General features: G+C 65.7%; 21 protein-coding genes. 7 read left to right on the forward strand and 14 right to left on the reverse strand.

The window, feature by feature from the left end; all coding sequences use genetic code 11:
- Positions 1-71: 71 nt before the first annotated feature.
- Complete coding sequence (locus D4Q52_RS09285; RefSeq protein WP_234831133.1) at positions 72-1,160, reverse strand: GGDEF domain-containing protein; 1,089 nt, start codon at positions 1,158-1,160, stop codon at positions 72-74.
- A gap of 261 nt (positions 1,161-1,421) precedes the next feature.
- On the opposite strand from D4Q52_RS09285, the gene D4Q52_RS09290 reads away from it, so the two are divergent.
- Positions 1,422-1,631: a hypothetical protein gene (locus D4Q52_RS09290; RefSeq protein WP_234831134.1), complete on the forward strand. Its 210-nt coding sequence runs from the start codon at positions 1,422-1,424 to the stop codon at positions 1,629-1,631.
- A 29-nt stretch (positions 1,632-1,660) separates the two neighbouring features.
- On the opposite strand, the gene D4Q52_RS09295 is transcribed toward D4Q52_RS09290, so the two are convergent.
- The 11 genes from D4Q52_RS09295 to D4Q52_RS09345 all read right to left on the reverse strand — a co-directional run bounded on the left by D4Q52_RS09295 (position 1,661) and on the right by D4Q52_RS09345 (position 10,475).
- Positions 1,661-2,071, reverse strand: a complete 411-nt coding sequence (locus D4Q52_RS09295) for a DUF2000 family protein (RefSeq protein ID WP_119856274.1) — start codon at positions 2,069-2,071, stop codon at positions 1,661-1,663.
- 42 nt (positions 2,072-2,113) lie between these two features.
- Entirely contained in the window at positions 2,114-2,491 is a 378-nt protein-coding gene (locus tag D4Q52_RS09300) for a DUF4189 domain-containing protein (RefSeq protein WP_425328467.1), read from the reverse strand.
- A gap of 84 nt (positions 2,492-2,575) precedes the next feature.
- Positions 2,576-4,189 carry an NTP transferase domain-containing protein gene (locus D4Q52_RS09305; RefSeq protein WP_119856275.1) on the reverse strand — a complete coding sequence of 538 codons (1,614 nt, stop codon included), beginning with the start codon at positions 4,187-4,189 and terminating at the stop codon, positions 2,576-2,578.
- Positions 4,186-4,887, reverse strand: coding sequence for an XdhC family protein (locus D4Q52_RS09310; RefSeq protein ID WP_119856276.1), 702 nt, complete (start codon positions 4,885-4,887; stop codon positions 4,186-4,188). Before D4Q52_RS09310 ends, D4Q52_RS09305 begins: the two co-directional genes overlap by 4 nt.
- A 158-nt stretch (positions 4,888-5,045) precedes the next feature.
- Positions 5,046-5,369 carry an XdhC family protein gene (locus D4Q52_RS09315; protein WP_119856277.1) on the reverse strand — a complete coding sequence of 108 codons (324 nt, stop codon included), beginning with the start codon at positions 5,367-5,369 and terminating at the stop codon, positions 5,046-5,048.
- A 17-nt stretch (positions 5,370-5,386) separates the two neighbouring features.
- Complete coding sequence (locus tag D4Q52_RS09320; RefSeq protein ID WP_119856278.1) at positions 5,387-6,604, reverse strand: vWA domain-containing protein; 1,218 nt, start codon at positions 6,602-6,604, stop codon at positions 5,387-5,389.
- 219 nt (positions 6,605-6,823) lie between these two features.
- Positions 6,824-7,732 (reverse strand): AAA family ATPase, encoded by a 909-nt coding sequence (locus D4Q52_RS09325; protein ID WP_119856279.1) that lies wholly within the window; start codon positions 7,730-7,732, stop codon positions 6,824-6,826.
- A gap of 5 nt (positions 7,733-7,737) precedes the next feature.
- On the reverse strand, positions 7,738-8,589 hold the full coding sequence (locus D4Q52_RS09330) for an FAD binding domain-containing protein (RefSeq protein WP_119856280.1): 852 nt from the start codon (positions 8,587-8,589) through the stop codon (positions 7,738-7,740).
- Positions 8,590-8,644: 55 nt separating this feature from the next.
- Positions 8,645-9,130, reverse strand: coding sequence for a (2Fe-2S)-binding protein (locus D4Q52_RS09335; RefSeq protein WP_119856281.1), 486 nt, complete (start codon positions 9,128-9,130; stop codon positions 8,645-8,647).
- A 193-nt stretch (positions 9,131-9,323) separates the two neighbouring features.
- Entirely contained in the window at positions 9,324-9,788 is a 465-nt protein-coding gene (locus D4Q52_RS09340; RefSeq protein WP_119856282.1) for a CoxG family protein, read from the reverse strand.
- 168 nt (positions 9,789-9,956) lie between these two features.
- Entirely contained in the window at positions 9,957-10,475 is a 519-nt protein-coding gene (locus D4Q52_RS09345) for a hypothetical protein (protein ID WP_119856283.1), read from the reverse strand.
- 237 nt (positions 10,476-10,712) lie between these two features.
- On the opposite strand from D4Q52_RS09345, the gene D4Q52_RS26460 reads away from it, so the two are divergent.
- From D4Q52_RS26460 to D4Q52_RS09370, 6 genes are all read left to right on the forward strand, one after another.
- Complete coding sequence (locus tag D4Q52_RS26460) at positions 10,713-10,922, forward strand: hypothetical protein (protein WP_182915276.1); 210 nt, start codon at positions 10,713-10,715, stop codon at positions 10,920-10,922.
- 281 nt (positions 10,923-11,203) lie between these two features.
- Positions 11,204-12,121, forward strand: a complete 918-nt coding sequence (locus D4Q52_RS09350) for an ABC transporter permease subunit (RefSeq protein ID WP_119856284.1) — start codon at positions 11,204-11,206, stop codon at positions 12,119-12,121.
- A gap of 11 nt (positions 12,122-12,132) precedes the next feature.
- On the forward strand, positions 12,133-13,458 hold the full coding sequence (gene livM / locus D4Q52_RS09355; protein ID WP_119856285.1) for a high-affinity branched-chain amino acid ABC transporter permease LivM: 1,326 nt from the start codon (positions 12,133-12,135) through the stop codon (positions 13,456-13,458).
- The gene (locus D4Q52_RS09360) at positions 13,455-14,291 is read left to right on the forward strand and encodes an ABC transporter ATP-binding protein (RefSeq protein WP_119856286.1); all 837 of its coding nucleotides are present in this window, start codon (positions 13,455-13,457) and stop codon (positions 14,289-14,291) included. The genes livM and D4Q52_RS09360 overlap by 4 nt, the downstream gene beginning before the upstream one ends.
- A gap of 136 nt (positions 14,292-14,427) precedes the next feature.
- On the forward strand, positions 14,428-15,174 hold the full coding sequence (locus D4Q52_RS09365; RefSeq protein ID WP_119856287.1) for an ABC transporter ATP-binding protein: 747 nt from the start codon (positions 14,428-14,430) through the stop codon (positions 15,172-15,174).
- Between the two features lie 164 nt (positions 15,175-15,338).
- Positions 15,339-16,451, forward strand: a complete 1,113-nt coding sequence (locus tag D4Q52_RS09370; protein WP_119856288.1) for a branched-chain amino acid ABC transporter substrate-binding protein — start codon at positions 15,339-15,341, stop codon at positions 16,449-16,451.
- Positions 16,452-16,610: 159 nt separating this feature from the next.
- Here the strand turns inward: D4Q52_RS09370 and D4Q52_RS09375 are convergent, their stop codons facing one another.
- Together D4Q52_RS09375 and D4Q52_RS09380 are read right to left on the reverse strand one after the other, a co-directional pair.
- On the reverse strand, positions 16,611-17,045 hold the full coding sequence (locus D4Q52_RS09375) for a pyridoxamine 5'-phosphate oxidase family protein (protein ID WP_119856289.1): 435 nt from the start codon (positions 17,043-17,045) through the stop codon (positions 16,611-16,613).
- Between the two features lie 66 nt (positions 17,046-17,111).
- Positions 17,112-17,846 carry a cytochrome c biogenesis CcdA family protein gene (locus tag D4Q52_RS09380; protein ID WP_119856290.1) on the reverse strand — a complete coding sequence of 245 codons (735 nt, stop codon included), beginning with the start codon at positions 17,844-17,846 and terminating at the stop codon, positions 17,112-17,114.
- Positions 17,847-17,945 lie beyond the last annotated feature (99 nt).

Below are 17,945 nucleotides of genomic sequence, written 5' to 3' on the forward strand. Positions count from 1 at the left end.
ATAATCAATGCTACGTTGGTATCTGCGCTGATTGGGCCACGCCGCGCCCTGGTTTGTCCTGGATGTGGGGTTCAGGCGAGAACGCGGTTTCGGCCGCTGCGCTTGGCGCGGTAAAGCGATTGATCGGCCCGCAGGATGGCGTCGGACAGGCCTTCGTCCGGCTGGGCGATCGCGGCACCGATGCTGACGGTGACGACCCGGCCCGGGCCGAGGGCGGGATGCGGGATGCCGAGGTCGCTGACGGCGCGGCACAGCCGCTCGGCCGCCTTCATCAGATTGGGCTCGTCCATACCGGGCAGCACCACTGCGAACTCCTCGCCGCCATAGCGCACAACGATGTCGCAGGACGGCCGCACGTTGAGCCGGATCGCCGCGACGATCTGCTGCAGGCAGACATCGCCGGCGGCGTGGCCGCCATGGTCGTTGAACAGTTTGAAATGATCGACGTCGATCATCAGCGCGCCCTGGCCGAGCAAGGGCACCAGCGAGGCTTCGTCCTGATCGATCAGTTCGTCGAGATAGCGCCGATTGAACGCGCCGGTCAGTGGATCGGTGTTGGACAGTTCGGCGAGCGCCTCGTTGGCCTGGCGCAGCGACTGCTTGAGCAGCGCGTCGTTGCGGCGAATCTCGGTGAGCTCGGCGATCTGCTGATCCTTGCGACGGCGGCCGCGCAACGCCATCCACCCCGCAACCACGCTGCAGACGACGAGGTCGAGATTCCTCATGGCCGGCGGCCATGTCAGGCCGCTGATGGTGATTGCCACGTAGACCGCGGTAGCCGCCGTGGTCATGACCACGGTGATCCGCCATGGTACTCCGGACAGCAGGGTCGCGCAGAAGATCAGGAACAGCGCCACCATCAGGTAACGGCTGGCATAGGGCTCATTCGCCCATTGGCCGATCGTCACCACCGCGGCGACGAACGCAAAGATCATGGCGGCATGGACCGCGGAGGCCAGCATCCTCTTATTCGACCACAGGAGGAGGCTGAGTCCGAGCAGCCCGAGCGGCATGACGACGCCGAGCCGCAACGCCAACGCATTTGCGAAATGGACCGCGTCGAGGGCGATCAGGTCGATGCTGATCGCCAGCAGATTCAGCATCAGATTGGCGATCAGCGAGCGCTGCTGGGTGCCACGGTTTCTGTTTTCGTCGCTCACGACAACGTTCGGCGCACCGCGTCGATCGCGGGCTCTGGAAGGTCGATCGGTGACGATGTCGATCATGCCGTCGCGCGCCTCATCAAACCACTACAGATGAAGCCAGCTCGCTTAAAGACCCCTTACACGCGGCCTCCGCGCGGCTGCGGCTCGCGGGCGCATGCCTAACGCGAGTTGAACCGCCGCACCCGCCGGAACCACCCGGCGGGAACGACCTCCATCGGCTGGGATTGTCGTCGGACAAACCACAGGGAGCACGCCATGATATCGACCGAATGGCTCTGGGGCATCGGAATCCTCATTCTCGCGGCGGCGTTGATCTACGCTGTCATGCGCAATCGCCAACGCACCGCGGCCGAAAAGCAGCTGACCGAGGCCGCCACCAAGGCGAACTATCGCGCGGAAGAACGCAAGGACAGCGGACGCCCGGTTCCCGGCGCCGGCGAACGCGCCCAAACCATGCCGGACTAAGCAGCTTCGCGCCCGCGGCCGGCGCCGGCTCAGGTGTGGAACTTGAGGCCGTCGAGGATCTTGTCGACGACTTTGCGTTCGGCCCGGACCGCAATGCCGACCAGATCGAGATCGGCGCGTTGCACGGCTCTGACCGCTTCGCGGTTGGCAGCGTCATGCGTGGTTTTGAACATTTCGGCGGTGTAGATCGCCGGCGTCACGCTGCGCGCCAGCGACCGCTCGAGGGCGCGAGCCAGAGCAGGCCGATCGGCGCCGTAAATCAGGATCGGCTGCCCGATCAGTGCATGATACGGCGTAGCACTGCCGTCCTGATACGGCTCGCCGATACTATCCGGAAACGCCGCGGCAATTCCCGACGACAGGAACGCGGCGACGTTCAGCTTCTGCCAGGCTTCGAGATCGGTGCGGATCACCAAGGCGATTTTGGTATCGAACTGCATGGCGATCTCGTAGCCGGAAATCGTCGGCCTGTCAGCCCACCCTCACCCCTTGGCGTCGCAGGCCCAGGCGCGGATCACGCATTGCTTGCCGCCGAACTCGTAGCACTTCCGCGTGGCCTCGTTCAGCGACGAGGAAATCTTGGCCTCGACCGCGTAGCCATGCGCGCCGCAAGGGTTGAGCATATCGATTGCCAGCGCCGCGCAGGCGCGGCGCATGGTGATGGTCGTGCAGTCGCCGCTGCATTTCTTGCGGGCTGCGTCGATCGCGGCGGCCTCGGCCGCGTAGTCGAACGCCTGGCCGTAGGCGCCGCATTTGCCGACCGCCATGGCGCCGGCGGCGTGGGCCGGGACGATCGCAGTTGCCAGCACCCATACGGCAGCACAAAGCGCGCGACGGCGCGCGGCAATCAACAAAGCCAAATTATCCTCCCCCGAGGTGATGCCCAGGGAACTTTACGGGAGGAGGGCTTTCGACTTGGTGAATAATCCGTGGCTGCCGAGAGGCTAAGTACTGCGCGCCCGCGCCAGCGCGTCCGGCGTGTCGATGTCGAGGAAGGCGCCTGCGCCTTCGACCGGCAGCTCGGTGACGGCCTCGGCGTGCTTGGCGATCAGGTGACGCGCGCCGACGTCGCCGCCGAGCGTCATCAGCTCGGCGAAGAACCGCCGCGACCACAGCACCGGGTTGCCGCGGCGGCCATCCGCGACCGGGACTACGATCAGCGCGCCACGATCCGGGTCGAACGCGTCGATCAGCCGGTCGAGTAGCTCCGTGCCGACCAGCGGCATGTCGCCGAGGCAGACGATGGCGCCATCGGCGTCGTCGCCGACCGCCGCGATGCCAGCCTTCACCGAGGAGGCCAAGCCTTCCGCGTAGTCCGGATTGGGCACGAAGCTGACATCGAGCCCGGCCAGCGCCGCTTCGACCTGATCGGCCTGATGGCCGGTGACGACGATCGGGCGCGCCGGGCCAGAGCCCGCTTTGCAGGCGAGCACCTGCTCGGCGACGATGCGGACCAGCGGCTTGCCGTTCAGTTCCGCCAGCAGCTTGTTGGGCCCTCCCATCCGGGTCGAACGGCCGGCGGCGAGAATAACCGCCGCGACGTTACGGCCGCCTTCGGCAACCGGCACGCGCGGCTGCGGCCGCGTTACGATCTCCATCAGCAGCCCGCCGACGCCGAGGCCGGTGATATCGGCACGCGTGACCTCGAGGCCCGCCAGCAGCCGCATCAGCACCCAGTCGAAGCCGTTCTCGACCGGCGACCGCGCGCAGCCCGGCGCGCCGAGCACCGGCACGCCGGAGGCGCTGCCGATCAGCAACAGATTGCCGGGATCGACCGGCATGCCGAAATGCTCGACACGGCCGCCGACCGCTTCGATCGCCGCCGGGATCACGTCGCGACGATCGGCGATCGCCGAGGCGCCGAATACGATCACCAGCTCGGCGCCGAGGCCGAGTAGCTCCTTCAGCGCGCCGGCAAGCTCCGCCTGATCATGCGCGATGCGCCGCTCGGCGATGATCTCGGCGCCGGCCGGCGCGAGGCGCTCGGCGGTGACGCGCAGCGTCTTGTCGATTACCTTGGCGGCGAGGCCCGGCAATTGCGTCGAGACGATGCCGACGCGCTTCACCACATAGGGCGCGACCCGTAGCGCGGCGCCCTGCGCCGCTGCGACGGCGGCATCGCGCAGCCGTGCCTCGACGCCGAACGGGATCAGCTTCACGGTGCCGATCATCTCGCCTTCGACCACCGGCTTGAATGCCGGCAGCGTCGCGAAGGTGATGGCTTCGTCCACCGCGTTGACGCGGTCCACCGCGGCGCGGTCGATCACCAGCACGCCGGCGCGGCTTGCGAACAGATTGGCGCGGCCGGTGAACGCGCGCTCGACCTGCGCGCCGTCGCCGGCGACAGCTTGCGCGACATCACCAGCGGCAACGTCTTCGGAGACGTCGCCGGGCTCGAGCTGCACAACCACGATCTCGGCGACGCCGGCCTTGTCCAGCGCGGCAACTTCAGCCTCGCCGATCAGCGTGCCCTTCTTCAGCAGCAGGCCGTTCTGGCGCAGCGAATGCACCGCGACGCCGCCGATCGCATCCGCCGGCCGCCGCGGACCGAACTTCATGCCGCGGCCACTTTCGACGCCGCCGGCAGCCGCAGCATCGCGGTGATCTCGGCCATGATCGAGACCGCAATCTCGGCCGGCGACACCGCACCAATGGCGAGGCCGATCGGCGCGTGGATGCGGCCGACATCCGCCTCGCTGGCGCCCTGCTCCTTCAGCCGCTCGACGCGGCGGCCATGCGTCTTCTTCGAGCCGAGCGCGCCGATATAGAAGCAGTCGCGTTCGAACGCGTGCAGCAGTGCCGGGTCGTCGATCTTCGGATCATGCGTCAGCGCCACGAAGGCAGTGTAGCGGTCGACGTTGAGCGGCGGCAGCGCGACGTCGGGCCATTCGGCGATCAGCGGCACGTCCGGAAAGCGCTCGGGGCTGGCGAAAGCGGTGCGCGGATCGACCACGGTGACGTCATAGCCGAGCGAGCGCGCCAGCGGCGCCAGCGCCTGACTGATATGCACGGCGCCGACGATCACCAGCTTGGCGGTCGGCGCGTAGACGTTGAGAAACAGCTTCCGGCCGTCCGCTTCGATGGTCGCGCTCTTGCCCATGCGCAGCTGCTTGGACAATTCGGCGGCGAGCGGATCGGCCGCGATATCGGCGGCCTTCACCAGCCGCTGCTCGCCGGTCGCGGTGTCGGTGACGACGATCGCCGGCCGCCGCGCGGCGCGCTCGGCGTTGAGCTGTTGCAGTGTCTCAAGTTTCACGTCAGCGCCCCACTTCTCTCGTCGCTACTCAGACTCAAACTCCGTCATTGCGAGCGAAGCGAAGCAATCCAGCGTGGTGCACTGAGCTTCTGGATTGCTTCGCTTCGCTCGCAATGACGGGGGAATTCCTCGTTGTCGGCCACTCTCGACCCAGCAGCCTAACTGACTTTCTCGACGAACACCCGAATGGTGCCGCCGCAACTCAGCCCGACCTTCCAGGCGGTCTCGTCGGCGACACCGAATTCCAAAAGCTTCGGCGCGCCGCTCTCGATCACGTCGAGCGCCTCGGTCACCACCGCGCCTTCGACGCAGCCGCCGGACACCGAGCCGAGGAAGCTGCCGTCGTCGTTAATCACCAGATTGGAGCCGGCGGGGCGCGGCGCCGAGCCCCAGGTCTCGACCACGGTCGCGAGCGCCACGCCGCGGCCGGCGCTCTTCCACGCTTCAGCGGCTTTGAGAATATCTTCGTTGCTGTCGAGCATGGGACGTCTCCTCGGCGTCACGCGGCGGAGCGGATCGCGCTAAAATGGTGTGGCGGCGGCGCCGACGACAGCGCCTCGATCAAGGTCTGCATCGACGTCAAGTTATGTACCGGACGGAATTCGTCAACGTAGGGTAGCATCATTTTGATGCCCTGGGCGCGCGGCTCGAACCCCTGATAGCGCAGCAGCGGGTTGAGCCAGATCAGCCGCCGGCAGGAGCGGTGCAGCCGGTCCATCTCGAACGCCAGCTTGCTGTCGGCCTCGCGCTCCAGCCCATCGGAGATCAGCAGCACGATCGCGCCCTGCCCGAGCACGCGCCGCGCCCACAGCTTGTTGAAGACGTGCAGCGAGGTGGCGATCCGGGTGCCGCCGGCCCAGTCCTCGACCGAGGACGTGCAGCTCGCCAGCGCCTCGTCGGGATCGCGCTGGCGCAACGCCCGGGTGACGTTGGTCAGCCGGGTGCCGAACAGGAAGGTCGAGACGCGCTTGCGGTCGTCGGTGATGGCGTGGAGGAAATGCAGGAACAGCCGCGTATACTCGCTCATCGAACCGGAGATATCCAAGAGCGCGACGATCGGCGCCGGCTTGTCGATCAGCCCGAGCCGGCGGATGTCGACGATCTCGCCGCCGCTGCGCAGCGAGGCGCGCAGCGTGCGGCGCAGATCGAGCTTGAGGCCGCGCTTGTCGGGCCGCACGCGGCGGGTGCGTAGCTCGGCCTGCGGCAGCTTCATGCGGTCGATGGCGCGGGTGACCTCGGCGATCTCCGCTGCGCTCATCTGCGCAAAGTCCTTCTTCTGCAGGATCTCCTTGTCGGACACCGCGAGCCGCAGCTCCTGCTCCTCGGCGGACGGCAGATCGCGCGTCGCCGACGGCGACATCGCCTCCTGCACGCGGCGCGACGCCGGCGGCGGCTTCTTCTTGGCGGCGTCCGGCAGCGGAATCGAATCGAGCATGTTCTGCCAGTCCTCCGCGGCGCGGAAGAACAGCGCGAAGGCCTGCTCGAAGATGAGGAGATGCTCGCGACGCTTGACGAAGATCGCCTGCAGCGTGGCGTAGAGATCGCCGCGCTGGCCGATATCGATCAGCTGCAGCGCGTCCAGCGCATCGATCACCGCGCCCGGCCCGACCGGCAACCCGGCCGCACGCAGCGCGCGGGCGAAGCCGACGACGTTGTCGGCCATCCGGCCGGTCTCCGGATTGAGATGATCCATCGCGGCAGTAGGGTTACGCTGCATGGTTGGATCACCTGTCGGAATGACAAACTCTTAGTCAGTGCACAATCTCGCCGCTTGCACGGCCGGCTCCCTCTCCCGCTTGCGGGAGAGGGCTGGGGTGAGGGCGACGCGAGCGCAGTGCCTGGGGCTGCCCCTCACCCCACCCCTCTCCCCGCAAGAGCGGGGCGAGGGAGCGCGCTGCCGATGCGGCGAAAGCCACGCAATGAACTAATAAGGCTATTACTTATCTTCGGTCGCGTCCTTCACCAGCTTCGCCAGCGCGTCGCCCTGCATTCGTGTGATGTCGTCCTGATACTTCAGCAGTGCGCCCAGGGTGTCGCCGACGACGGCGGCGGTGAGCGCGCGGGCGTCGAGTTCGGTCAGGGCCGTGGCCCAGTCGATGGTTTCGGCGACGCCGGGGGATTTGTAGAAGTCCTGTTCGCGCAGCGCCTGCACGAACCTGACGACCTGCGCCGACAGCTTTTCCGAAATCCCCGGCACCCGCGACTTGACGATCGCCAGTTCGCGCGCCGCGTCCGGATAGTCGACCCAGTGATACAAACAGCGCCGCTTCAGCGCGTCGTGGATTTCGCGGGTGCGATTCGAGGTGACGATGACGATCGGCGGCGCCGGCGCCTTGATGGTGCCGAACTCCGGGATCGTCACCTGGAAGTCGCTGAGCACTTCGAGCAAATAGGCTTCGAACGCTTCGTCGGCTCGATCGAGTTCATCGATCAGCAGCACCGGCGCGCCGGCGACGTCCGGCTCCAGCGCCTGCAGCAGCGGGCGCTTGATCAGATAGTGCTCGGAGAAGATGTCGCTGGCGAGCTGGCCGCGATCGGTGTCGCCGGCGGCCTCCGCCAGCCGGATCGCGATCATCTGCGCCGACGAATTCCATTCATACACCGCCGAGGCGACGTCGAGGCCCTCGTAGCATTGCAGCCGGATCAGCTTGCGGCCGAGCGCGGCCGACAGCACCTTGGCGATCTCGGTCTTGCCGACGCCGGCTTCACCTTCGAGGAACAGCGGCCGGCCCATGCGGAGGGCCAAAAACACGACCGTCGCGAGCGAGCGCTCGGCCAGATAGCCGCGCGACGTCAGCAGGTCGAGCGTGGCATCGACCGAGGCAGGCGCAGATGCCGTCGCCATGGCTGCTAACCGGCCGACGGAGCGGCCGGCGGCTCGTCGGGCAGCGTCTTCTCCGGCTTGACGTTGGCGGCGTCGACCGCGCGCTTCGCCAGCACACCGATCAGATGTGCGCGATACTCGGCGCTGCCGTGTAGATCGCTGTTGAGATTGTCGTGCGGCACATGAATGCCGTCGAGCACTTTCGAACTGAAGCGCGCCTTCAGCGCTTCCTCGAACGCCGGCACCCGGAATACGCCTTCAGACCCCGCGCCCGTCACCGCCACGGCGACATCCGACGGACGCCGCGCCACGAACACGCCGACCAGCGCGTAGCGCGAGGCCTGGTTGCGGAATTTGACGTAAGCCGCCTTCTTCGGCAGCGGAAACTGCACCTTGACGATGATCTCGTCCGGCTCAAGCGCGGTGGTGAACAGGCCCTGGAAGAACTCCTCCGGCTTCAGCTTGCGCTTGTTGGTGACGATGGTGGCGCCGAGCGCCATCACGGCCGCCGGATAGTCCGCGGTCGGATCGTTGTTGGCGAGCGAGCCGCCGATCGTGCCCTTGTGGCGCACCGCCGGGTCGCCGATCAGCGACGCCAACTCGGCCAGCGCCGGGATCGCCTCACCGACGATCGGCGAATTGGCGACTTCGGCGTGCTTGGCGGTGGCGCCGATCACCAGCGAGCGGCCTTTCATCTCGATGCCGCCCAGGCCTTCGACATGCGACAGGTCGACCAGATGCGGCGGCGCCGCGAGGCGCTGCTTCATCACCGGCAACAGCGTGTGACCGCCGGCGATCAGCTTGGCGTCCTCGTTCTTGATCAGCAGGTTCGCGGCCTGACGAACGGTCCCGGGACGGTGATATTTGAATTCGTACATCGAGCTTTCCTAGCTTCCTCGACCCTGGCCAGAAGCAGTAACTATGTGGGCGCGATCAGGCGCGATCGGAATTGGCCATCGCCTTGGCGCCGGCGGCGATCGACACCACGATGTTCTGATAGCCGGTGCAGCGGCACAGATTGCCCTCGAGCTCTTCGCGAATCGTGGCGTCGGACAGATCGTGTCCCTTGCGATGCACCAGATCGACCGCTGTCATGATCATGCCGGGCGTGCAGAAGCCGCATTGCAGGCCGTGATGTTCGCGAAACGCTTCCTGCATCGGATGCAGCGGTGCGCCGTCGGCGGCGAGCCCCTCGATCGTCGTCACTTCGTGGCCGTCCGCCATCACCGCCAGGGTGGTGCAGGACTTCACCGCCTTGCCGTCGAGATGCACCACGCAGGCGCCGCACTGCGAGGTATCGCAACCGACATGGGTGCCGGTGAGCCGCAGGTTCTCGCGCAGAAACTGCACCAGCAGCGTGCGCGGGTCGACGTTGGCGGTCACCGGGTTGCCGTTCACGATCAGGGAAATCTTGGCCATCGGCCCTCTCGTTGCTTGCGCACCACCGCATTGCACGGCAGCCACTACGCGCTTTAGTTGTGTTTCTTGAAGATATCTTAGGGGGACCGGCCCGGATCGGCAACCTCGGATCGGAATGCCGGCTGCCGATCCGGCGTGCACAACAGCAGCATGATAACGACCACGTGATCAGTTCGGCAGTCGCCTGGCGCGCTCAGGCCGCCGCGTTGCCGTTCTGCACCGCCTTGGAAAAGTTGGCGAAGAATTCGTCGGCGAGCTTCTTGGCTGAGCCGTTGATCAGCCGCTGGCCCAGCTGCGCCAGCTTGCCGCCGATATGCGCCTCGACATCGTAGGACAGCAGCGTGCCGCCGTCCTTCTCGCTGAGCGCAACCGTCGCACCCCCCTTGGCAAAGCCGGCGACGCCGCCCTCGCCTTCGCCGGTGATCTTGTAGCCGTTCGGCGGATCGAGATCGCTCAGCGTGACGCGGCCCTTGAAGCGCGCCGACACCGGCCCGACCTTCAACTTGGCGACGGCGCGAAAACCCTCCTGGTCCTCGGTTTTCTCCAGCTCTTCACAGCCGGGGATGCACTGCTTCAGGACTTCAGGATCGTTGAGTTTGGTCCACACCAGATCTTTCGGCGCGTCCAGCTGGACTTCGCCGTTCATCGTCATGGCCATGGATCGTCCCTCCCGGATCAGTGAATTTGCCTGGCGGCGGCATTGCCTTACAACTAAAGCACGCTCGCCGGCAAAGCAAAAGGCAGCGCAGCCCTCCGAGTCCTGTCGGGTCGCGCATAGAAGCTTTGCGCATTGCGATATAGATCGCCGGTGCGCGAGCTGACGATGTCAGGCAGCGCGGGAGTAATTCGTGATCGGCGCGGACTCCGCCGACTGGGCAGCCGGAACGGCCACGACCGCCGGCTTCTCCATCAGCATCACGATGCCGGTGCCGAGCAGCAGCAGCAGCTCGGTGGCGTGCAGACGCATCGCCTCCATCTCGCCGGCCTGCGAGGCCATCAGCATGCTGGCGAAGCTGATGACGCTGCCGAGGGACAGCGCGATCGCCAGCGCCTCGTCGCAGCCGCCGGATTTGCGAATCGCCGGGCGAGTCAGCAGCGCCAGGAAGACGACGAAGAATGCCGCCACCGTCACCTTGGCAAGCGCCAGCAGCCACGCCGCTCGCACGGCGCCGATCGCAGCCAGATGAAAATAATCACTGAGGAAGATGGCCACCGAGATGTTCGGCCGCTCGTAGAAGGCGTGAATCGGCGACACCATGATCCGATAGGCGATAAGCAGCCAGGTCGGGATGAAATAGGCGGCGATCAACACGCCGTTCGCCGAGCTCATCCGCCAATTCGCCATCGCCGTGCTTCCCGCCAAAGCCGCTTCCGTTCTGGATGCGGACCCGAAGAGTTAATCGCGGTTAACGATAGGCCACAATGGAAAGACTTTGTTAACCTTAACGGCGATTAACCTTGGGGATGGGTGCAACGATTGGCGAGTTGACCGGCTTAGGCACGAAAGTTGCGTTGAGCCGACCGGCAAAAGAAAATCCCGCCTTCCGGCGGGATCCTCTCGACTCCTGGAGAAGTCTGTCAGGTGAGGCTATCGATCGCGCTGGCCGTGCTGGCCCTGCTGCGGATTACCCTGTCGGCCCGGATCCTGTTGCTGCTGACCCGGTTTCGCCCCGCCGCCCTGCTGCTGCTGACCGGGCTTCTGGCTGGGGGTCGGATTGGCTTGGTTCTGATTCGACATTTGCTGTCTCCTTCGGCTGTTTGGATCAGCCGCTGGAATAACGCCGTGCCTTGACGACGGGTTGCGGGAACAAGCTTGCCGCGCCGTGATCATTGAGGGGCAATTGCGCGGCAAGTCGGTGATGCCGGAACCAGGCGCCCCCGGATCGTCCACAGGGCAAAAGGTCGAAAGGGTTCGGCTGTTGCCGTAAACGCTTCGCACTGTTACAAAATCTGAAAGCGACGCGACGTTCTGGCTGCCGGAGCCTCGCCGCATCGCGCCCGGCGCGGCGGATGATCCTGGCTGCCGGGTCGTGTTGCAGGACTCGATCTCTTGGAATTAGGCCACGGCAGCGCATGGACTACTTCGCCCAGCAGCTCATCAACGGCCTCGTGCTCGGCTCCATCTATGGTCTGATCGCGATCGGCTACACGATGGTCTACGGCATCGTCGGCATGATCAATTTCGCCCATGGCGACATCTTCATGATCGGCGGTTTCATCGCACTGATCAGCTTCCTGATCCTGGTGTCGTTCGGGCTCACCTTCGTGCCGCTGATCCTGCTGGTGGTGCTGCTGGTGTCGATGGCCATCACCGCGCTGTACGGCTGGACGGTCGAGCGCATCGCCTACCGGCCGCTGCGTCACTCGTTCCGCCTCGCCCCGATGCTGTCGGCGATCGGCATGTCGTTCGTGCTGATGAACTTCGCCCAGGTGTCGCAGGGCGCCCGCGTCAAGCCGGTGCCGCCGATCATCACCGGCGGTTACACGCTGCACGAGAGCGCCGACGGCTTCGTCGTGCGGCTGTCCAACGTGCAGATCGTCGTGGTGATCACCACCATCGTACTGCTGGCGATCTTCACCTGGCTGGTGTCGCGGACCCGGCTCGGCCGCGACATGCGCGCCTGCGAGCAGGACCAGACCATGGCGTCGCTCCTCGGCGTCGACGTCGACCGCACCATCTCGATGACCTTCGTGATCGGTGCCGCGCTCGCCGCCGTCGCCGGCATGATGTATCTGCTGTATTACGGCCTGGTCGACTTCTTCATGGGCTTCGTCGCGGGCATCAAGGCGTTCACCGCCGCCGTGCTCGGCGGCATCGGCTCGCTCCCCGGCGCGATGCTCGGCGGCCTCCTGATCGGCCTGATCGAAACGATGTGGTCGGCGTATTTCTCGGTCGAGTACAAGGACGTCGCGGCGTTCTCGATCCTGATCGTCGTGCTGATCTTCATGCCGACCGGCCTGCTCGGCCGCCCCGAAGTCGAAAAAGTCTGAGCGGCATCGACGTGGCCAAACTCGCGCACGCCGTAGCCGCCCCTGCCGCCGCCAAAACGGGCGCGGGATTCATCCTGAAGAAAGCCCTGATCAGCGCCCTTGTGGCGCTGGTTTTGTTTTCGCTGATGATCGGCGTGCGGACCGAAGCCGGTCCCGAAGGCGGGCTGATCTACTGGACGCGGTTCGGCGACCTCGCCGGCATGGTCGCGGCGGTATTCGTCGGCTCGATCGTGGTCGAATTGCTGCGGCGTTGGTGGGGACCTGTCGACACGCCGAGGCTGCCGGACAGCGCTCGCAAGACGCTCGGTCTCGCCGGCCGCGTCGTCGCCCCCGCGCTGCTGATCTTCACGGTGCTGGTGCCGGTGATCTTCTACGATCAGCGCTACATTCTCGACCTCGGCATCCTCGTGCTCACTTACGTGATGCTCGGCTGGGGCCTCAACATCGTGGTCGGCCTCGCCGGCCTTTTGGACCTCGGCTACGTCGCGTTCTATGCGGTCGGCGCCTATTCCTACGCGCTGCTCGCGACCAATTTCGACCTTTCGTTCTGGGTCTGCCTGCCGCTTGCCGGCATCCTGGCGGCGTTCTGGGGCGTGCTGCTCGGCTTTCCGGTGCTGCGGCTGCGCGGCGACTATCTCGCCATCGTCACGCTGGCCTTCGGCGAGATCATCCGCCTGGTCATCATCAACTGGCAAAGCCTCACCGGCGGCCCGAACGGCATCAGCGGCATTCCGCGGCCAACTGTTTTCGGTATTCCGCTGACGCCGGGCGAAAACGGCCTCGCGGCGGTGCTGGGAATTCCGTTCTCGCCGTCGCAGCGTCTGGTGTTCCTGTTCTATCTGATCCTGGCACTGGCGCTGATCACCAACTGGGCCACGATCCGGCTGCGCCGGCTGCCGATCGGTCGCGCCTGGGAAGCGCTGCGCGAGGACGAGGTCGCCTGCCGGGCGCTCGGCATCAACACCACCACCACCAAGCTCACCGCCTTCGCCACCGGCGCAATGTTCGGCGGCTTCGCCGGTGCGTTCTTCGCCACGCGGCAGGGCTTCATCTCGCCGGAATCCTTCACCTTCCAGGAATCGGCGCTGGTGCTGGCGATCGTCGTGCTCGGCGGTATGGGCTCGCAGCTCGGCGTCGCGCTGGCGGCGCTGACGCTGATCGGCGGGTTTGAATTGTTCCGCGGCCTCGATCAGTTCCGCATGCTGGTGTTCGGCCTGTCGATGGTGTTCCTGATGGTATGGCGGCCGCGCGGCCTGATCGGCCATCGCGCCCCGACCGTGTATCTCGAGCGCAAGCAGGCAATCTCGTCCGACCTCGTCAAGGAGGGCCACGGATGAGCGCGGACCGAGACATTCTCCGCGTCGAGGGCCTGACCATGCGGTTCGGCGGCATCATCGCCGTCAACGAGCTGTCGTTCGCCGCCGAGCGCGGCCAGATCACCGCGCTGATCGGCCCGAACGGCGCCGGCAAGACGACCGTGTTCAACTGCATCACCGGCTTCTACAAGCCGAGCGCCGGCGCGATCAGTTTGACGCATCAAGACCGCGCCACGCACCGGCTCGACAAGCTCAACGACTTCCGCATCACCAAGATCGCCAAGGTGGCGCGGACCTTCCAGAATATCCGGCTGTTCCCCGGCATGACCGCGCTGGAAAACCTGATGGTGGCGCAGCACAACGCGCTGCTGCGCGCCTCCGGCTTCACGCTGCTCGGCCTATTCGGCACACCGTCGTGGCGCGCCGCGGAGCAACAGGCGATCGATCGCGCGACGTACTGGCTCGACCAGATCGGTCTGCGCGAGCGCGCCGATGATGCGGCCGGCAATCTGCCTTATGGCGATCAGCGCCGGCTGGAAATCGCGCGGGCGATGTGCACCGAGCCGGTGCTGCTGTGCCTGGACGAACCGGCCGCCGGCCTCAATGCGCGCGAGAGCGCCGAACTCAGCGACCTGCTGCGGAAGATCCGCGGCGACGGCACATCGATCCTGCTGATCGAGCACGACATGAGCGTCGTGATGGAAATCTCCGACGCCGTCGTCGTGCTCGACTACGGCGTCAAGATCGCGGGCGGCACCCCCGCCGAGATCCGCGACGACCAGCGCGTCATCGCCGCTTATCTCGGCGTCGAGGATGAGGAAGTCGAAGCCGTCGAGCAGGAGCTCGGGCTGTGAGGCGGCTGCTACACATTACGCCGTCATGCCCGGCCTTGTGCCGGGCATCCACGCCTTCGCTGCGCCGCGCCGAGAAAGGCGTGGATGGCCGGGACAAGCCCGGCCATGACGGAAGTAAGCGTGGAGAGGTTCGGCAATGACCTCGACCGCTTCCGCTCCCCTCCTCCGCATCGAAAATCTTCGCGCCGGCTACGGCAAGATCGAGGCGCTGAAAGGCGTCGATCTCGATATCAAGCCGGGCGAGATCGTGGCGCTGATCGGCGCCAATGGCGCCGGCAAATCGACGCTGATGATGACGATCTTCGGCAAGCCGCGCGCCAAGACCGGACGCATCACCTTCGACGGCGTCGACATCACGCAGCTGCCGACGCATCACATTGCGCGGATGAGCATCGCGCAGTCGCCGGAAGGCCGCCGCATCTTCCCGCGGATGAGCGTCGCCGAGAATCTGCAGATGGGCGCCGACGCCGGCGACAGCACCGACGAACAGCGCGCCGAGATGCTGGAGCGGGTGCTGACGCTGTTCCCGCGGCTGCGGGAGCGCACCAGCCAGCGCGGCGGCACGCTGTCGGGTGGCGAGCAGCAGATGCTGGCGATCGGCCGCGCGCTGATGAGCCGGCCACGGCTGCTGCTGCTCGACGAGCCGTCGCTCGGGCTCGCTCCGCTGATCACCCGGCAAATCTTCGAGGCGATCCGCACCCTCAACCGGCAGGACGGCCTGACGGTGCTGATCGTCGAGCAGAATGCCAACCACGCGCTGAAGCTGGCGCATCGCGGTTACGTGTTGGTCAACGGCCTGATCACCATGAGCGGCAGCGGGGCCGAATTGCTGGCACGCCCCGAGGTCCGCGCCGCCTACCTCGAAGGCGGCCGCCACGCTTGATGCAAAGCGTTACCGCCTGCGGCAGAATGTGCCAGCGCAGCGCGGCCGTTGCGGCATTTTGTCGATGACTTGCCATCAAAATCTGCCAACAATGTCGTGAACGCCGCGCTGCGACCTGGTCGGGCGCGACCGATCAATTGCAGGCTCATCGCAGGGATCACTCCATGAAACTCAAGCTTCTCGGTTTGGCATTCGGCGCCTCGCTGGCGTTGTCGACGACGGCGTTGGCGCAGGACATTCCGGTCGCGGTCGCCGGTCCGATGACCGGCGGCGAGTCGGCGTTCGGCCGCCAGCTGAAGAATGGCGCCGATCAGGCGGTCGCCGATCTCAACGCCGCCGGCGGCGTGCTCGGCAAGCAGCTCAAGCTGCAGATCGGTGACGACGGCTGCGATCCCAAGCAGGCGCGATCGATCGCCGAGAAGATCGCCGGCGACGGCATCCCGTTCGTCGCCGGGCATTTCTGCTCGTCATCGTCGATCCCGGCCTCCGAGGCCTATGCGGACGGCAACACGCTGCAGATCACACCGGCCTCGACCAACCCGCTGTTCACCGAGCGCAAGCTGTGGAACGTGCTGCGCGTCTGCGGCCGCGACGATCAGCAGGGCCTGGTCGCCGCCGACTACATCGCCAAGAACTACAAGGGCAAGAACGTCGCGATCCTCAACGACAAGACCACCTACGGCAAGGGCCTCGCCGACGAGACCAAGAAGGCGCTGAACAAGGCCGGCTTCACCGAGAAGATGTTCGAGTCCTACAACAAGGGCGACAAGGACTTTAACTCGATCGTATCACGGCTGAAGCGCGACAATATCGATCTGGTCTACATCGGCGGCTATCATCAGGAAGCCGGCCTGATCCTGCGCCAGATGCGCGAACAGGGCCTCAAGACCGTGATGATGGCCGGCGACGCGATGAACGACAAGGAATTCGCCTCGATCACCGGCCCGCTCGCCGAAGGCACGCTGTTCACCTTCGGCCCCGACCCGCGCAACAAGCCGACCGCCAAGGCGATCGTCGAGAAGTTCAAGGGCAAGGGCATCGATCCCGAAGGCTACACGCTTTACACCTACGCGGCGTTCCAGGTGTGGTCGCAGGCCGTCGAGAAGGCCAAGTCGACCGACCCCAAGAAGGTCATCGCCGCCATCAAGGCCGGCGAATGGGACACCGTTCTCGGCAAGCTGTCGTTCGACGCCAAGGGCGACATCAAGGCGATCGACTACGTCGTCTACAAATGGGACGCCAAGGGCAACTACGCGGAAATCGGCAAGGGGACGTAAGCACCTTCCTCTCGATCCGTCATGCCCGGCCTTGTGCCGGGCATCCACGCCTTGCTGACGAAAATGCAGGAAAGGCGTGGATGGCCGGGACAAGCCCGGCCACGACGAGACGAACTACGATCTGACAGCCTCATCGGCAGATTGGCCGAACCCTACAGCTCAAAGCTTGATCTCGCCCTGATCCTCGCCGTCCCAGTAATGGATGCGCGTCGCGTGGACCTTGATCAGGACGATGCCGGGCGTGTTGATGCCCTGCTCGAACCAGATATCCAGATCCTTGGTCCAGTGCTTTTCGAACGCCGCTTTGTCGCGGATCAGTTCGGCCTTGCCTTCGACAGCGATGAAGTTCGGCGGCTTGCCGAGCCAGCCCTTGGCGCCGGCAAAGGACAGCCCGACCTGCGGATCGCGTTTGATGTCGTCGATCGTGTGAGTGTTTTCGTAGCTGAAGAAGTACGAGTCGCCGTCATAGGCGACCTCGCGGTTGTTGCTCATCGGCCTGGCGGCGATCTGGCCGCCTTCCGCGCGGGTCGACAGCATCGCGAAATCGATATCGCGCATCTTTTCGGACAGCTCCGACAGGGTCATCTGGCTCATGCGTGGCTCCTTGCTGCAAGCTCACGCATTGACTCCTGATCACAGCATCTGTTCCGGCCCGCCGAACTATCCAATATTCCCGAGCGCCGGGAACGTATTCAGCAGCCAGATACTCACGTCGCTGACGGCGCCGGTCAGAAAGCCGATGCCGGTCAGGATCATCAGCACGCCCATGGCGCGTTCGACCGTGGCGAGGTGCTTCTTCATCCGCGCGAACAGGCTGGAGAATTGTTCGATCATCAGCGCGGCGAGCAGGAACGGCACGCCGAGGCCGAGCGAATAGATCGCCAACAGGCCCGCGCCCTTGGCCACCGTGGCCTCGGCGGCGGCGACCGACAGGATCGCCGCGAGGATCGGGCCGATGCACGGCGTCCAGCCGAACGCGAAGGCCAGCCCCATAACATAGGCGCCCCACAGCCCGACCGGCTTGGGGATCGGCAGCCGGCCCTCGCGCATCAGGATGTTGATCCGGGTCAGGCCGAGGAAATGCAGGCCCATCAGGATGATGACGATGCCGGCGACGATCGCGAGCTCGCCCGACCAGGCGCGGATCAGCCCGCCGACCAGACTGGCGCTGGCGCCGAGCGCGACGAACACGGTGGAAAATCCCAGCACGAACATCAGCGCCGAGATCATCACCGCGCGCTTGGAGGTGCGCTCGGATTCATCGGCTGCGACGTGCTCGATGGTCGCGCCGGTCAGATAGATCAGATAGGGCGGCACCAGCGGCAGCACGCAGGGGGAGAGGAAGCTGACCAGACCGGCGAGCAGCGCCGCGGGGATCGAGACGTCGTGGATCATGCGGCTACATGCACCGCCGCGGACGCGCCGCGCAAGGCGATGCGGCAACGTTCCGCGCCTTGTGATCGCCGCGTGAGCCTTGCTTCGACCAAGTGTTTA

This window comes from Rhodopseudomonas palustris, assembly GCF_003591005.1.
GTDB lineage: Bacteria > Pseudomonadota > Alphaproteobacteria > Rhizobiales > Xanthobacteraceae > Rhodopseudomonas > Rhodopseudomonas palustris_K.

Excerpts from the sequence above, each read along its gene's own strand:
- D4Q52_RS09370 (WP_119856288.1), top strand. The coding sequence starts at position 15,339 with ATGAAACTCAAGCTTCTCGGTTTGGCATTCGGCGCCTCGCTGGCGTTG.
- D4Q52_RS09350 (WP_119856284.1), top strand. The coding sequence starts at position 11,204 with ATGGACTACTTCGCCCAGCAGCTCATCAACGGCCTCGTGCTCGGCTCC.
- D4Q52_RS09360 (WP_119856286.1), top strand. The coding sequence starts at position 13,455 with ATGAGCGCGGACCGAGACATTCTCCGCGTCGAGGGCCTGACCATGCGG.
- D4Q52_RS09325 (WP_119856279.1), bottom strand. The coding sequence starts at position 7,732 with ATGGCGACGGCATCTGCGCCTGCCTCGGTCGATGCCACGCTCGACCTG.
- D4Q52_RS09315 (WP_119856277.1), bottom strand. The coding sequence starts at position 5,369 with ATGCTCGACAGCAACGAAGATATTCTCAAAGCCGCTGAAGCGTGGAAG.
- D4Q52_RS09290 (WP_234831134.1), top strand. The coding sequence starts at position 1,422 with ATGATATCGACCGAATGGCTCTGGGGCATCGGAATCCTCATTCTCGCG.
- D4Q52_RS09335 (WP_119856281.1), bottom strand. The coding sequence starts at position 9,130 with ATGGCCAAGATTTCCCTGATCGTGAACGGCAACCCGGTGACCGCCAAC.
- D4Q52_RS09345 (WP_119856283.1), bottom strand. The coding sequence starts at position 10,475 with ATGGCGAATTGGCGGATGAGCTCGGCGAACGGCGTGTTGATCGCCGCC.
- D4Q52_RS09295 (WP_119856274.1), bottom strand. The coding sequence starts at position 2,071 with ATGCAGTTCGATACCAAAATCGCCTTGGTGATCCGCACCGATCTCGAA.
- D4Q52_RS09365 (WP_119856287.1), top strand. The coding sequence starts at position 14,428 with ATGACCTCGACCGCTTCCGCTCCCCTCCTCCGCATCGAAAATCTTCGC.
- D4Q52_RS09330 (WP_119856280.1), bottom strand. The coding sequence starts at position 8,589 with ATGTACGAATTCAAATATCACCGTCCCGGGACCGTTCGTCAGGCCGCG.
- D4Q52_RS09305 (WP_119856275.1), bottom strand. The coding sequence starts at position 4,189 with ATGAAGTTCGGTCCGCGGCGGCCGGCGGATGCGATCGGCGGCGTCGCG.
- D4Q52_RS09340 (WP_119856282.1), bottom strand. The coding sequence starts at position 9,788 with ATGGCCATGACGATGAACGGCGAAGTCCAGCTGGACGCGCCGAAAGAT.
- D4Q52_RS09375 (WP_119856289.1), bottom strand. The coding sequence starts at position 17,045 with ATGAGCCAGATGACCCTGTCGGAGCTGTCCGAAAAGATGCGCGATATC.
- D4Q52_RS09380 (WP_119856290.1), bottom strand. The coding sequence starts at position 17,846 with ATGATCCACGACGTCTCGATCCCCGCGGCGCTGCTCGCCGGTCTGGTC.
- D4Q52_RS09320 (WP_119856278.1), bottom strand. The coding sequence starts at position 6,604 with ATGCAGCGTAACCCTACTGCCGCGATGGATCATCTCAATCCGGAGACC.